The organism is Mycobacterium sp. 94-17 (genome assembly GCF_035617725.1).
Taxonomy (GTDB): Bacteria; Actinomycetota; Actinomycetes; order Mycobacteriales; family Mycobacteriaceae; genus Mycobacterium.
Map to the genome: position 1 here is coordinate 1 of NZ_JAPIYN010000039.1, position 13,912 is coordinate 13,912.

Sequence of the window (13,912 nt, forward strand, 5' to 3'; positions counted from 1 at the left end):
CGAGCCCCGCGTCGGCCCCCGCACCCGGGGCCCCCGCACCCGGCGCCCCCGCACCCGCACCCGGCGCGCCGCCCGCCGAGCAGCCCGCCCCGCCGGATCCGCGCAAGGACCTCGCCGACCGCATCGCCGACGAGAAGAAGTGGCGCCAGAGCACCCGGCAGGGCATTCAGTTCCTCGCGCTGCAATTCCAGGCGACCCGCTGCGACAAAGACGACATCCTCGCCGGCAACGACGACCCCGCCCAGCCACTGATCACCTGCTCGACCGACCACAAGGTCGCCTATCTGCTGGGCCCGTCGATCATCAGCGGTGACCAGATCCAGGACGCCACCGCGAGCCAGAACCAGCGCGGCATCGGCTACGTCGTCGACCTCCAGTTCAAGTCCGCCGCGGCCAACACCTGGGCCGACTTCACCGCCGCCCACATCGGTACCCAGACCGCGTTCACCCTGGACTCGCAGGTCGTCAGCGCGCCGATGATCCAGGAAGCCATCCCCGGCGGCCGGACCCAGATCAGCGGCGGCGATCCGCCGTTCACCGCGGCCACCGCCAAGCAGCTGGCCAACGTTCTCAAATACGGCTCGCTGCCGCTGTCCTTCGAGGCGTCGGAGGCCGAAACCGTCTCCGCGACACTGGGATTGACGTCGCTGCGGGCGGGGCTGATCGCGGGCGCGATCGGTTTGATCCTGGTGCTGCTGTATTCGCTGCTCTACTACCGGGTGCTGGGACTGCTCACGGCGGTGTCGCTGGGCGCGTCCGGGGCCATGGTCTTCGCGATCCTGGTGATCCTGGGCCGACAGATCAACTACACCCTGGACCTGGCGGGTATCGCGGGTCTGATCATCGGCATCGGCACCACCGCCGACTCCTTCGTCGTCTTCTTCGAGCGCATCAAAGACGAGATCCGCGAAGGCCGCTCGTTCCGGTCGGCGGTGCCGCGAGGCTGGGTGCGGGCTCGCAAGACGATCGTGTCGGGCAACGCTGTCACGTTCCTGGCCGCCGCGGTGCTCTATGCCCTGGCCATCGGTCAGGTGCGGGGATTCGCCTTCACGCTGGGCCTGACCACCGTCCTGGACATCGTGGTGGTGTTCCTGGTGACCTGGCCGCTGGTGTACCTGGCGTCCAAGTCCCCGACGCTGGCAAAACCCGCCTACAACGGTTTGGGTGCCGTTCAGCAGGTCGCCCGCGAGAGGCGGGCTTCGGCGCAGGTCAAGACGGGACGGGGATAGCGCATGACTTCCTCCAAATCCTCCAAATCCTCCAAAGCCGCCAAGGACGACAAAGCCGCCAAGGACGACAAAGCCGCCACCGAGATCACCGAAGCCTCCGAGGGCGCAACGGAATTGACCGGCAGCGGCGCCGCCGTGCTGCCGCACCATAACTTCCTGTCGCGCCTCTACACCGGCACCGGCGCCTTCGAGGTGGTCGGACGGCGCCGCGTGTGGTTCGGCATCAGCGGCGCGATCGTCGCCGTCGCCATCCTGTCGATTCTGTTGCGGGGCTTCACCTTCGGCATCGACTTCAACGGCGGCACGACGGTATCGATGCCGGCCGCCGGGACCTCCGGCACCGTGCAGACCTCGCAGGTGTCGGAGGTGTTCCGCAAGGCCCTCGGCCAGGATCCCGAGTCGGTGGTCGTCGTCGGCAACGGGGCGGGCGCGACCGTGCAGATCCGTTCGGAGACGCTGACCAACGACCAGACCACCAAGCTGCGCAACGCCCTGTTCGACGCCTTTGGACCCAAGGGGCCCGACGGCAAGCCGAGCAAGCAGGCCATCAGCGACGCGGCGGTCTCCGAGACCTGGGGCGGCCAGATCACCGCCAAGGCGCTGATCGCGCTCGCCGTCTTCCTGGTGCTGGTCGGCGTCTACATCATGATCCGTTACGAGCGGTACATGGCCGTCGCCGCGCTGACGACCATGATCTTCGACCTGACCGTGACCGCGGGCGTGTATTCGCTGGTGGGCTTCGAGGTCACGCCGGCCACCGTCATCGGCCTGCTGACGATTCTCGGGTTCTCCCTCTACGACACCGTCATCGTGTTCGACAAGGTCGAGGAGAACACCAAAGACTTCCAGCACACGAACCGGCGCACCTTCGCCGAGGAAGCCAACCTGGCCATCAACCAGACCTTCATGCGCTCCATCAACACCAGCCTGATCAGCGTGCTGCCGGTGCTGGCGCTGATGGTGGTGGCGGTGTGGCTGCTGGGCGTCGGCACGCTGAAGGACCTGGCGCTGGTGCAGCTGGTCGGCATCCTGGTCGGCACCTACTCGTCGATCTTCTTCGCCACGCCGCTGCTGGTCACGCTGCGCGAACGCACCGAGCTGGTGCGCACCCACACCCGACGCGTGATGCGGCGGCGCAGGCCCGACGCGCCCGCGGCGACCGAGGCCGCCGCCGGCGATGACGTGGCTGAGTCCGCCGCGGAGGCGGACGAAGCGACGGCCGCCGCCGAGCAGGCCAAGCCCGCGCCGAGCAAGCCGGCGCCGGGCGCGCGGCCCGTGCGGCCGACCGGGACCCGGCGTCCCACCGGCAAGCGGAACGTCGGCCGGCGGTAGGCCCATGGCCACCAGCTACCGGGGAACTGGGGCCGGTCGTGGCGCGCTCGTCCGCCCCCGGACGTGGGCGGGCTGGGTCGGCGCCGGGCTGACGCTGGTGCTGGCGGCGGGTTTCACGGTGACCGCCTGCGCGGGCAGCGCCGCCTCCCAGATCGACTACGTGGTCGACGGCCCGCTGTCCACCTACAACACCAATACCGTCGTCGGCACCGCGTCGGCCGGGGCGCAGGCCTTCGCCCGCACGCTCACCGGCTTCAGCTATCACGGGCCCGACGGACAAATCGTCGCCGACCGCGACTTCGGCACGGTGTCGGTGGTCGGCGGCACGCCGCTGGTGCTGGACTACCAGATCGCCGACAACGCGGTCTACTCCGATGGCAAGCCGGTGACCTGCGACGACATCGTGCTGGCCTGGGCGGCCCAGTCCGGCAGGTATCCCGAATTCCAGGCCGCCACCCAGGCCGGCTACATCGACATCGCCAACGTCGAATGCATGCCCGGGCAAAAAAAGGCGCGGGTGTCCTTCATCCCGGACCGCGGCGTCGTCGACTACAACCAGCTGTTCACCGCGACAACGCTGATGCCGTCGCACGTCATCGCCGACCAGCTCAACGTCGATGTCACCGCGGCCCTGCTCAGCAACAACGGACCTCTGGTGCAGCAGATCGCGAAGCTGTGGAACACCATCTGGGACCTCAAACCCGGGGTCGACCTCAAACGGTTCCCGTCGTCGGGGCCGTACAAGATCGAATCCGTCCTGACGGGCGGCGCGGTGGTGCTCGTCGCCAACGACCGGTGGTGGGGGCCCAAGGCCATCACCAAGCGGGTCACCGTGTGGTCGCAGGGGCCCGACATCCAGGATCGGGTCAACGGCCGCAACGTCGACGTGGTGGACGTCGCCGCGGGCTCGTCGGGGGCGCTGACCACCCCGGACAACTACGAGCGCTCCGATGGGCCGTCGGACGGCGTCGAGCAGCTGATCTTCGCCCCCCGGGGGCCGCTGGCGGCGCCCAAGGCCCGGCGCGCGGTCGCGCTGTGCACGCCGCGCGACTCGCTGGCCAAGGACGCGGGGACGCCGATCGCCAACTCACGCCTGGACCCGGCCACCGTCGACGCCGTATCGGCCGGCGACGGGGCCGCTGAGGCCGACCCGTTCAGCAAGTCCGATCCGGTCGCCGCGCGGACCGCGCTGGGCGGGGCGCCGCTGACGGTGCGGATCGGGTATCAGGGGCCGAACGCGCGGCTCGCGGTGAACGTCGGCGTCATCACGAAGGCGTGCGCCGCGGCCGGCGTCACCGTCACCGGCGTCATCGTGGACGGCTCGGGCCCGCGGGCGCTGCGGGACGGCAAGATCGACGCGCTGCTGGCCAGCACTGGCGGGGCGACCGGCAGCGGGTCGACGGGCTCCTCGGCCCTCGACGCCTACGCTCTGCACACCGGCAACGGCAACAACCTGTCCGGATACTCGAATCCGCAGGTCGACAACGCGATCAGCGCGCTGGCCGTCTCGGCCGACGCCGCCGAACGCGTCCGGCTGCTGGCCGACACCGCGCCGGTACTGTGGGGCGACATGCCCACCCTGCCGCTGTACCGGCAGCAGCGCACGCTGCTGACCTCCAAGAAGATGTACGCGGTGAGCAAGAACCCGACCCGGTGGGGCGCGGGCTGGAACATGGACCGATGGGCCCTCATCCAGTGAGACACCGATGACCGGCGCCGGCGGGCCGGCGCCGGTGGCCGAGCTGATCGCGTCGCTGACGCGCCGGGTGGCCGATTTCCCCAAGCCCGGGGTGCAGTTCAAGGACCTGACCCCGTTGTTCGCCGACGCCGTGGCGATGCGGGCGATCACCGGCGCGCTGGCCGACCTGTCGAAGGGCGCGGACCTGGTGGCCGGCATCGATTCGCGCGGGTTCCTGGTGGCGGCGGCGGTCGCCGACCGGTTACAGACCGGCGTGCTGGCGATTCGCAAGGGCGGCAAGCTGCCGCCCCCGGTCCACACCGAGCGCTACGACCTGGAATACGGCAGTGCGACGCTGGAAATCCCCGCCGCGGGCATCGACCTGAGCGGGCGCGACGTCATGATCATCGACGATGTGCTGGCCACCGGCGGCACCCTGGCCGCGGCGGCCCGGCTGCTCGAACGTACCGGGGCCAACGTGATGGCGGCGGCGGTGGTGTTCGAACTCGCCGCGCTGCGCGGCCGGGAAGCGGTCGCGCCGTTGGCAGTACACAGCCTGGCCCGTGAGTAGCGCTGAACCGGGCCATCGGTGCGATAGGGGATATCCTCGATTTCGGAGGTGACCAACGTGGCGGAGGAAAACAGCGCGGCGCAAGCCCTTGACGTGCCCACTGAAGTCTCAGAGTCACCGGCCATCACGCAGCCGATGGAGGCTCCGGAGCCACCGGCCGAATCCCTGAAAACCTCTAGCAGCGCGTCGCGGCGGGTGCGGGCCAGGCTGGCCCGCCGGATGACCGCCCAGCGCAGCGCGCTCAACCCGGTGCTGGAACCGCTGGTTGCGGTGCACCGGGAGATCTACCCGAAGGCAGACGTGTCGTTGCTGCAGCGCGCCTTCGAGGTCGCCGACCAGCGGCACGCCAGCCAGTTGCGCCATTCCGGTGATCCCTACATCACCCACCCGCTGGCCGTGGCCACCATCCTGGCCGAATTGGGCATGGACACCACCACTTTGGTGGCCGCGCTGTTGCATGACACCGTCGAGGACACCGGGTACACCCTGGATGCACTGTCCGAGGAGTTCGGCGAGGAGGTGGGCCACCTCGTCGACGGCGTCACCAAACTGGACCGGGTGGTGCTGGGCAGCGCCGCGGAGGGCGAGACCATCCGCAAGATGATCACCGCGATGGCGCGCGATCCCCGCGTGCTGGTGATCAAGGTCGCCGACCGGCTGCACAACATGCGCACCATGCGGTTCCTGCCGCCGGAGAAGCAGGCGCGCAAGGCCCGCGAGACGCTGGAAGTCATTGCGCCCCTTGCGCATCGGCTGGGGATGGCCAGCGTCAAGTGGGAGCTCGAAGACCTGTCGTTCGCCATCCTGCATCCCAAGAAGTACGAGGAGATCGTCCGGCTGGTCGCCGGGCGTGCGCCGTCGCGGGACACCTATCTGGCCAAGGTCCGTGCCGAGATCGTCAACACGCTGGGCGCGTCGAAGATCAAGGCGACGGTGGAGGGCCGTCCCAAGCACTACTGGTCGATCTACCAGAAAATGATCGTCAAGGGCCGCGACTTCGACGACATCCACGACCTGGTCGGCATCCGCATCCTGTGCGACGAGATCCGGGACTGCTATGCCGCCGTCGGCGTGGTGCACTCGCTGTGGCAGCCGATGGCGGGGCGATTCAAGGACTACATCGCCCAGCCCCGCTACGGGGTCTACCAGTCGCTGCACACCACAGTCGTTGGGTCCGAAGGCAAGCCGCTGGAGGTGCAGATCCGCACCCGCGACATGCACCGCACCGCCGAATACGGCATCGCCGCGCACTGGCGCTATAAGGAAGCCAAGGGCCGCAACGGTGTTCCGCATCCGCACGCCGCGGCCGAGATCGACGACATGGCCTGGATGCGCCAGTTGCTCGACTGGCAGCGGGAGGCCGCCGACCCGGGCGAGTTCCTGGAGTCCCTGCGCTACGACCTGGCGGTGCAAGAGATTTTCGTGTTCACCCCCAAGGGTGACGTGATCACCCTGCCCAATGGCTCCACGCCGGTGGACTTCGCATACGCGGTGCACACCGAGGTCGGGCACCGCTGCATCGGCGCCCGCGTCAACGGGCGGCTGGTGGCGCTGGAACGCAAGCTGGAAAACGGGGAGGTCGTAGAGGTTTTCACCTCCAAGGCGGCCAACGCAGGGCCGTCGCGGGACTGGCAGCAGTTCGTGGTCTCACCGCGCGCGAAGGCCAAGATCCGGCAGTGGTTCGCCAAGGAGCGCCGCGAGGAGGCGCTCGAATCCGGCAAGGACGCCATGGCGCGCGAGGTGCGCCGCGGCGGGCTTCCGTTGCAGCGCTTGGTGAACGGCGAAACGCTGGCGGCGGTGGCCCGCGAGTTGCACTACACCGACGTGTCCGCGCTCTACACCGCGATCGGTGAGGGGCACGTGTCGGCCCGTCATGTCGTGCAGCGACTGCTGGCCGAACTCGGCGGCATCGACCAGGCCGAAGAAGAACTCGCCGAAAGATCCACGCCCACAACGATGTTGCGCCGCCCGCGCAGCAGCGACGACGTCGGCGTCTCGGTGCCCGGCGCTCCGGGCGTGCTGACCAAGCTGGCCAAGTGCTGCACCCCGGTGCCCGGCGACCAGATCATGGGGTTCGTCACCCGCGGGGGCGGGGTGAGCGTGCACCGCACCGACTGCACCAATGCCGCCTCGCTGCAACAGCAGTCCGAGCGCATCATCGACGTGAAGTGGGCGCCGTCTCCGTCGTCGGTGTTTCTGGTGGCTATCCAGGTCGAGGCCCTCGACCGGCACCGGCTGCTGTCGGACGTCACGCGGGTGCTGGCCGACGAGAAGGTCAACATCCTCTCGGCGTCGGTCACCACCTCGGGTGACCGAGTTGCCATCAGCCGCTTCACTTTCGAGATGGGCGACCCCAAGCATCTGGGTCATCTGCTCAACGTCGTGCGCAACGTCGAAGGCGTCTACGACGTTTATCGTGTGACGTCCGCGGCCTGAGAAGGGTTGGGGCCCTAGCTCAGGCGCACCGAGGTGATGGTCACCGGGTTGGTGGGCGCACCGCTTTGACGGTTGCCGGCGATGCCGGCCCGCGCGATCTTGTCCAGGGTCTCCAGCCCGGCCTGGTCGATGGTGCCCAGGACGGTGCTCTGTGGTTCCATCTCGGAATCCCGGAAGATCAGGGCGAATTGGCTGCCGTTGGTGTTGGGTCCCTCGGTGGCCATCACGATGGTGCCGCGCGGGTACACCACCGTCGCGCGCAGCGCGGGGTCCTCGGCCTTGTATTGGTTGACGGGGTACTCGTCGGCGAATTCGTAACCGGGACCGCCCGAGCCGTCCACGTCGGGGCCGCCGCACAACAGCGATCCGCCGTCCTGGGAGCTGATCAGCCGGGCGCACTGGGTGGAGTCGAAGAATTGCTGCTTGGCCAAACTGACGAAGCTGTTCACCGCACACGGGGATTCGGAGTTTGCGAGCTGGATGGCGATGTCACCGACGTTGGTGGAGATCACGGCACCGATGCTCGGGGGAGTGGTGGGCACCCGGCCCGACGGCGGCGGGTTCACCGGCCGGGTGGCCGGGTCGGGCACCGAGCGGTACTGGCAGTCGGCGCCCAGATCGGGTGGCGGCACGAATGCCGGCAGCGGCGGCACCGAGGCGGACGCCTGGCCGCCGGGGTTCGATCCGGTTCTGCCGGGAACCCGGAGCCGGGTCTGGGTGGACGATGTCGCGCTGTCGGCGGAACCGTCACTCTTGGTCACCAGCGCGATCACCAGCGCCGCCACCGCGATCAGCGCCAGCGCCGACGCGCCGACGATGCCGATCAGCAAACGCCGTGAATGCGTGGGGCGGACGGGCTGCGGCCATGAATCCGGTTTGCTGTCCGGGGCGGGAGCGCCGGCTCCCGACGGTGACGCGCCGGCTCCCGACGGTGACGCACCGGGCGGCGGCGACTGCGGTGCGGGCGGCGATGGCGGTGCCGGCAGCCCGGTGCTGCGGCCGGCCAGCGCGGCGCTGGCGGCCTCGGCGAGTTCCATCGCCGACTGGTATCGCTGTTCGAGATCCTTGGCCATGCCGCGCGCGATGACCGCGTCCAGCTCCGGGGGCACGCCGGGCGCGACGGCTGACGGTTTCGGTGGCGGAACGGTCAAGTGCGCGTTGAGTTGTTCCTCGAGGCTCTCGCCCGGGAAGGGGCGCTTTCCGGTCAGGCACTCCTGCAGGACGCAGGCCAGTGAGTAGACGTCGGCGCGGTGATCCGTTGTGCCCCTGAATCGTTCGGGCGCCATGTACGCGACGGTGCCCATGGTGTGTCCGGTCTGCGTCAGTGCGGTGTCGGTGGTGCTGCGGGCGATGCCGAAGTCGATCAGGTAGACGAAATCGCGTGCGCTGGTGACCAAGATGTTCTTCGGCTTGATGTCGCGGTGGATCAATCCCGCCGCGTGCGCCGTATCGAGCGCCGCGGCAACCTGTTCGACCACCGCGACCGCACGCTCGGGGCTCAGCCGCCCGCCGTTCTCGGCGATGTAGCCGACCAGATCGCGGCCCTCGATGAGCCGCATCTCGACGTAGAGCCTGCCGTCGATCTCGCCGTAACTGTGGATGGGCACCACATGCGGATCGTTCAGCCGTGCAGCAATGCGCGCCTCGCGGCGGAACCGCTGCTGAAACTCGTGGTCCTCGGCCAGGTTTGCGGGCAGCACCTTCAGCGCCACAACCCGATCGGCAGTGGTGTCAAAAGCGCGGTACACCTGCCCCATTCCGCCGCGCCCCAAGACTTCCAGCAATTGGTATTGCCCGAACGAATCTCCCGCCACCCAACGACAATATGCTGTCGGTCGCGGGCGCCGCGTGATTCTTGCGAATCTCCGCCTGCGTTGCGCCGCTGCGGATTCAGTCGAGCAGCAGCGAGGTGATGGTCACCTCGTCGGCGGGTGCCCCGTCCTCACCGCCGCCGGCGACGCCGGCCTTGGCGATCTTGTCCAGGGTGGCCAGACCGTCGGCCTGGATGGTGCCGAACACGGTGTACTGCGGCGGCAGCTGAGAATCCTTGTACACCATGAAGAATTGGCTGCCGTTGGTGCCGGGCCCCGCGTTGGCCATGGCCAGCGTGCCGCGCGGATAGAGCACGGGCTCCTGCGCCTTGGGGTCGTTCGGCGGATACTGATCGGTCGGGTACTCGTTGGCGAATTGGTAGCCCGGCCCACCGGTACCGTCGCCCTTCGGGTCGCCGCATTGCAGGACGCCCAGGTTCTGCGAGGTGGTCAGCCGGTGACACTTGGTGTTGTCGAAGTATTTCTGGCCGATTAGGCTCGCGAAACTGTTGACTGTGCAAGGTGATTCGTTGTTCGCGAGCATCAGGCCGAGGTGGCCCTGGTTGGTCACCATGCTGGCGCTCACCTGAGCGGGATCGGTCGGGATCTTGCCGGTGTGCGTCGGCGCCTTGACCTGCTTGGCCGCCGCTTCCTGCGATGTCGCCGGGTACTGACAGTTGGCGCCCACGTTGGCCGACGGTTTGAACGGCGGCAGCGGCGGGACGGACGGCGCCGGTCCGCCGGGTGCCGTCGTCTCCGGGGACGAGCTGCCGGCGCTCGTCGTTGTCGGCGACGCGGTGTTGCTCTTGTGGTCGTGCCTGGTCTCGATGACCGTGAACACCACCGCCGCGATCACGGCGACGGCCGCGATCGCGGCGGCCGCGATCAGCACGATCCGGCGTGTCTTGGCTTGCTTCGCGCGCCGCTCCCGTTGCCGTTCGAGCTTGCGTTTGGCGTTGGCGCGTCGCTGTTCATTGGTGGGCACGGCCGCTATGCCTCCATGCTTGGTGAAGTCGGAGCCCTTCAAACGGATGAGGTGCGAGCTCAGGCTAATGTGGGCGCCGCGACTCGTGTCAAGTGGGGCCCGTGGGAAACTGGGAACCGTGTTGATCACCGGATTCCCCGCCGGCATGTTGCAGTGCAACTGCTATGTGCTGGCGCAGCGGCCGGGAACGGATGCCGTGATCGTGGATCCGGGGCAGCGGGCGATGGCCACACTGCGAAAGATCCTGGACAAACACCGGCTGACACCGGCCGCGGTGCTGCTGACCCACGGGCACATCGATCACATGTGGTCGGCGCAGAAGGTGTCCGACACCTACGGGTGCCCCACCTACATCCATCCCGAGGACAGGTTCATGCTCACCGACCCGATCTACGGCCTGGGCCCGCGCCTGGCGCAGCTGGCGGCGGGTGCGTTCTGGCGGGAGCCCAAGCAGGTCATCGAGCTGGACCGCGACGGCGACAAGCTGGATCTGGGCAGCGTCAGCGTCAACGTTGACCACACGCCCGGACACACCCGCGGGTCGGTGGTGTTCAGGGTCGCGGAGGAAAAGGATGTGGTGTTCACCGGCGACACGCTGTTCGAGCGGTCGGTCGGCCGCACCGACCTGCACGGCGGCAGCGGCCGCGACCTGCTGACCTCGATCGTCGACAAACTGCTGGTGCTCGACGACGAGACCGTGGTGCTGCCGGGGCACGGCAACGCCACCACCATCGGCGCCGAGCGGCGCCTCAACCCGTTCCTCGAAGGCCTGTGAGCCGTGCCTGAGCCGTCCTTCGCGGCGCCCAAAGGCGTGCCGGACTATGTCCCGCCGGACTCGGCGCAGTTCGTCGCGGTACGCGACGGCCTGCTCGGGGCCGCCCGCCGGGCGGGCTACGGCGATATCGAGCTGCCGATCTTCGAAGACACCGCGCTGTTCGCCCGCGGTGTCGGCGAATCCACCGACGTGGTGTCCAAAGAGATGTACACGTTCGCCGACCGTGGCGATCGCTCGGTGACCCTGCGGCCCGAGGGCACCGCCGGTGTCGTGCGCGCGGTGATCGAACACGGCTTGGACCGCGGCGCGCTGCCGGTCAAACTCTGTTATGCGGGGCCGTTTTTCCGCTATGAACGTCCGCAGGCCGGCCGCTATCGCCAGCTGCAGCAGGTCGGGGTGGAGGCCATCGGCGTCGACGACCCGGCCCTGGATGCCGAGGTGATCGCGATCGCCGACGCCGGCTTCCGCTCGCTGGGGCTCGACGGGTTCCGTCTGGAGATCACCTCGCTGGGCGACGACACCAGCCGCCCGCAGTACCGGGAACTGTTGCAGGAGTTCCTGTTTGGTCTCTCATTCGACGAGGAGACCCGGCGACGTGCCGAAATCAACCCGCTTCGCGTCCTCGACGACAAGCGCCCGGACGTGCGCGCCATGACGGCAGACGCCCCGGTGCTGCTCGATCACCTGTCCGATGCGGCCAAGCAGCACTTCGACACCGTGCTGGCCCACCTGGATGCCATGGGAGTGCCCTACGTCATCAACCCCCGCATGGTGCGCGGGCTGGACTACTACACCAAGACCACATTCGAGTTCGTGCACGACGGCCTGGGCGCCCAGTCGGGCATCGGCGGTGGCGGCCGCTACGACGGCCTGATGCACCGGCTCGGCGGACAAGACTTGTCGGGCATCGGGTTTGGGCTCGGCGTGGACCGCACGCTGCTGGCGCTGCGCGCCGAGGGCAAGAGCGTCGGGGAGGCTGCGCGTTGCGAGGTGTTCGGCGTGCCGCTGAGCGAGCAGGCCAAGTTGCGGCTGGCGGTGCTGGCCGCACAGTTGCGCGGCCGCGGCGTGCGCGTCGACATGGCGTACGGCGACCGCGGACTCAAGGGCGCGATGCGCGCAGCCGACCGCTCGGGGGCCCGGTTCGCGCTGGTCCTGGGCGACCGCGACATCGAGTCGGGCACCGTCGGGGTCAAGGATCTGACGACGGGGGAGCAGCTTCCTGTTGCGCTGGATTCCGTTGTCGCCGACGCAATTTCGAGGCTGTCCCGCTAACTCGCGTTAATGCGGCGAAGTGGCCAGATAGCACCGCACCTGGGTTGCGGCGTCGTCCGGGGCGACCCCCATATCCACCAATCGCTGGATCACTTGGGCCGGGGGCACGCCAGAAGTGATGTCAACATCGATCACATGGACGCTGGGGAACCAGTCTCCCGCGCTCACACCCGGAGGCGGGGGCTTCGCGCCGCCCCCGATGCAACTCGCGTAACCCTTGGCGCCGGTCTCGGCGTGAGCTGACGACATCCCGAGCAGCGCAGCGACGGCCATGCCTGTCGCCGCGACGACACCGATCAAACGCATGCCGACATTATTCCGCGTCCACCCTGTTTGACCAAGGCAAACCCGAAAATCTCCTATGCCGAGGGCGCTCCGACGTCGGCGTCAGCTTTTCTTGCTGGGAATAATGATGACGACGATCAATGTGAGGATCGAGAAAAACAGTCCGAGAATTCCCCATCCCAACGGGTTGCGGCCCTTCATCATCGCGATCACTCCGCAGACTATTGCCGCGATAATGCTGCCGATAAGGACGAAAATCCCCTTGATGCCGCGGAGGATAAAGCCGGCCGCGACGGGGTCCGAACTCGCCAAGACCACTGAGTGCAACATGACAGCGCCTTTCGTGAGGGACCTCGCGATGATACCCGGACAAATATGAAATGAAACGGGACTTCGAATAATCCGGTTCGGCCCAAACCGACTGCGCAACAGCGTGTGTGGCGGTGGCGGTCTCGAATTTATCCGGCCGGGTAACCACGGCGCACGGTGCGGTCGAGAATTCCCAGCGTGGCCCGCAGGGCGCCCTCGGGCAGAATTGGGAAAATTGCGGCTTCCCGCCACTTCGGGTCGATGTTCGACCAGTCGTAGAACGACGTGACCACGGTGGCGGAACCATCTTCGGCCGGGGTGAGCGCATAGCCGTAGACATGGCCGATCGGTGGCTGGATCTGGCCGAGAACCGTCCATGCAATCAGCCGATCCTGCTCGAACTCCTTGATGTCGACGGTGACGTCGTATTTGCCCAATTCCGGGAAATCGTTCAACGATTCGCGGTCCATGTGCACGACGAAGGTGTCACCGACGCCGCGCACCGGATCGCCGTCGGCGGCCTGCAGCATTCCGGACGCGTCGATCGCGACGTGGCCCTGCGGGTCACACAGCACGGCGAAGATGGCCGCCGCCGGTGCGGCGATGGTGCGGGAAGTCTCGATGCGGTCGGTCATTTGTCCTCGCTTGTCCTCGCTGCCGGCGTTGGGGCGGTACGACCGGCAGCCTAGCCGTGGTCTCGGGTTTTCGGGGTTGGTCGCGTCGTCCGTGTTGTCGGGGTGGCCGGACAGGTTTGGGGCCGCGGCGTCCGGGCTTGGGTGTCATCGATGTCCTGAGGGATGGCGCCAACACGTGTCGTTGTGATGTATCAGGACATCGGTGACAGTTCTGTTTCAGTCTGTATCAGGACTTTGGTGACGGTTTGTGTATCAAGACTTTGGTGACGTAGTTGACGCCGGGTGCGGGTCGGGTGTGTTCGGCGAGGACCTCGCCGTGGGCGTCGGTCACGATGATCGGGTCGCCGTCGGTGACACCACCAATGTCGGCGAGGCCGTGTATATTCGAACATATGTTCGATAATGCTCGCCGGGCCGAGGTGGCCGCCTACTTCGATGAGCTCATCGAGCGGCATCACCCCTCGACGACGCCGGCGTCGGCGGCGTTGTTGGACCGCGTCGGTGTGTTCTCGCGACTGGAGAATCGGGCGGCGGCTGAGCAGTTGCGGGGGATTGGGGAGTTGTTTTCCTATCGGTTGTCGCGGTGTGCGGAGA

General features: G+C 67.8%; 12 protein-coding genes and 1 pseudogene. 8 read left to right on the forward strand and 5 right to left on the reverse strand.

The genetic code is table 11. The features are described 5' to 3' along the window. From secD to OQ789_RS25430, 5 genes are all read left to right on the forward strand, one after another. Positions 1-1,229 (forward strand): protein translocase subunit SecD (gene secD, locus OQ789_RS25410; RefSeq protein WP_324689136.1); only part of this gene is annotated, 1,229 nt, incomplete at its 5' end. Positions 1,230-1,232: 3 nt separating this feature from the next. Beyond that, positions 1,233-2,561, forward strand: a complete 1,329-nt coding sequence (gene secF, locus OQ789_RS25415; RefSeq protein ID WP_324689138.1) for a protein translocase subunit SecF — start codon at positions 1,233-1,235, stop codon at positions 2,559-2,561. 4 nt (positions 2,562-2,565) lie between these two features. Beyond that, positions 2,566-4,260, forward strand: coding sequence for an ABC transporter substrate-binding protein (locus tag OQ789_RS25420; protein ID WP_324689140.1), 1,695 nt, complete (start codon positions 2,566-2,568; stop codon positions 4,258-4,260). A 7-nt stretch (positions 4,261-4,267) separates the two neighbouring features. Next, positions 4,268-4,810, forward strand: a complete 543-nt coding sequence (locus OQ789_RS25425; protein WP_324689142.1) for an adenine phosphoribosyltransferase — start codon at positions 4,268-4,270, stop codon at positions 4,808-4,810. Positions 4,811-4,867: 57 nt separating this feature from the next. Beyond that, positions 4,868-7,246, forward strand: coding sequence for a RelA/SpoT family protein (locus OQ789_RS25430; protein ID WP_324689143.1), 2,379 nt, complete (start codon positions 4,868-4,870; stop codon positions 7,244-7,246). A 14-nt stretch (positions 7,247-7,260) separates the two neighbouring features. Here the strand turns inward: OQ789_RS25430 and OQ789_RS25435 are convergent, their stop codons facing one another. After that, positions 7,261-9,060, reverse strand: a complete 1,800-nt coding sequence (locus OQ789_RS25435) for a protein kinase domain-containing protein (RefSeq protein WP_324689145.1) — start codon at positions 9,058-9,060, stop codon at positions 7,261-7,263. Between the two features lie 76 nt (positions 9,061-9,136). Then, positions 9,137-10,042 (reverse strand): peptidylprolyl isomerase, encoded by a 906-nt coding sequence (locus OQ789_RS25440; protein ID WP_324689147.1) that lies wholly within the window; start codon positions 10,040-10,042, stop codon positions 9,137-9,139. Between the two features lie 118 nt (positions 10,043-10,160). Between OQ789_RS25440 and OQ789_RS25445 the strand changes: the two genes are divergently transcribed. Together OQ789_RS25445 and hisS are read left to right on the forward strand one after the other, a co-directional pair. Next, complete coding sequence (locus OQ789_RS25445) at positions 10,161-10,817, forward strand: MBL fold metallo-hydrolase (protein WP_324689149.1); 657 nt, start codon at positions 10,161-10,163, stop codon at positions 10,815-10,817. A 3-nt stretch (positions 10,818-10,820) separates the two neighbouring features. Continuing rightward, on the forward strand, positions 10,821-12,089 hold the full coding sequence (hisS, locus tag OQ789_RS25450) for a histidine--tRNA ligase (protein WP_324689150.1): 1,269 nt from the start codon (positions 10,821-10,823) through the stop codon (positions 12,087-12,089). A gap of 6 nt (positions 12,090-12,095) precedes the next feature. Here hisS and OQ789_RS25455 read toward each other — a convergent pair whose 3' ends face one another. The 3 genes from OQ789_RS25455 to OQ789_RS25465 all read right to left on the reverse strand — a co-directional run bounded on the left by OQ789_RS25455 (position 12,096) and on the right by OQ789_RS25465 (position 13,318). Continuing rightward, positions 12,096-12,395, reverse strand: coding sequence for a hypothetical protein (locus OQ789_RS25455; RefSeq protein ID WP_324689152.1), 300 nt, complete (start codon positions 12,393-12,395; stop codon positions 12,096-12,098). 81 nt (positions 12,396-12,476) lie between these two features. After that, positions 12,477-12,704, reverse strand: coding sequence for a deoxyribodipyrimidine photolyase (locus tag OQ789_RS25460; protein WP_324689154.1), 228 nt, complete (start codon positions 12,702-12,704; stop codon positions 12,477-12,479). A 128-nt stretch (positions 12,705-12,832) separates the two neighbouring features. After that, a complete protein-coding gene (locus tag OQ789_RS25465) occupies positions 12,833-13,318 on the reverse strand; it encodes an SRPBCC family protein (RefSeq protein WP_324689156.1) in 486 nt (161 codons plus the stop codon). A 392-nt stretch (positions 13,319-13,710) separates the two neighbouring features. On the opposite strand from OQ789_RS25465, the pseudogene OQ789_RS25470 reads away from it, so the two are divergent. Beyond that, positions 13,711-13,912 (forward strand): annotated as a pseudogene (locus OQ789_RS25470) (hypothetical protein); the annotation flags it as partial.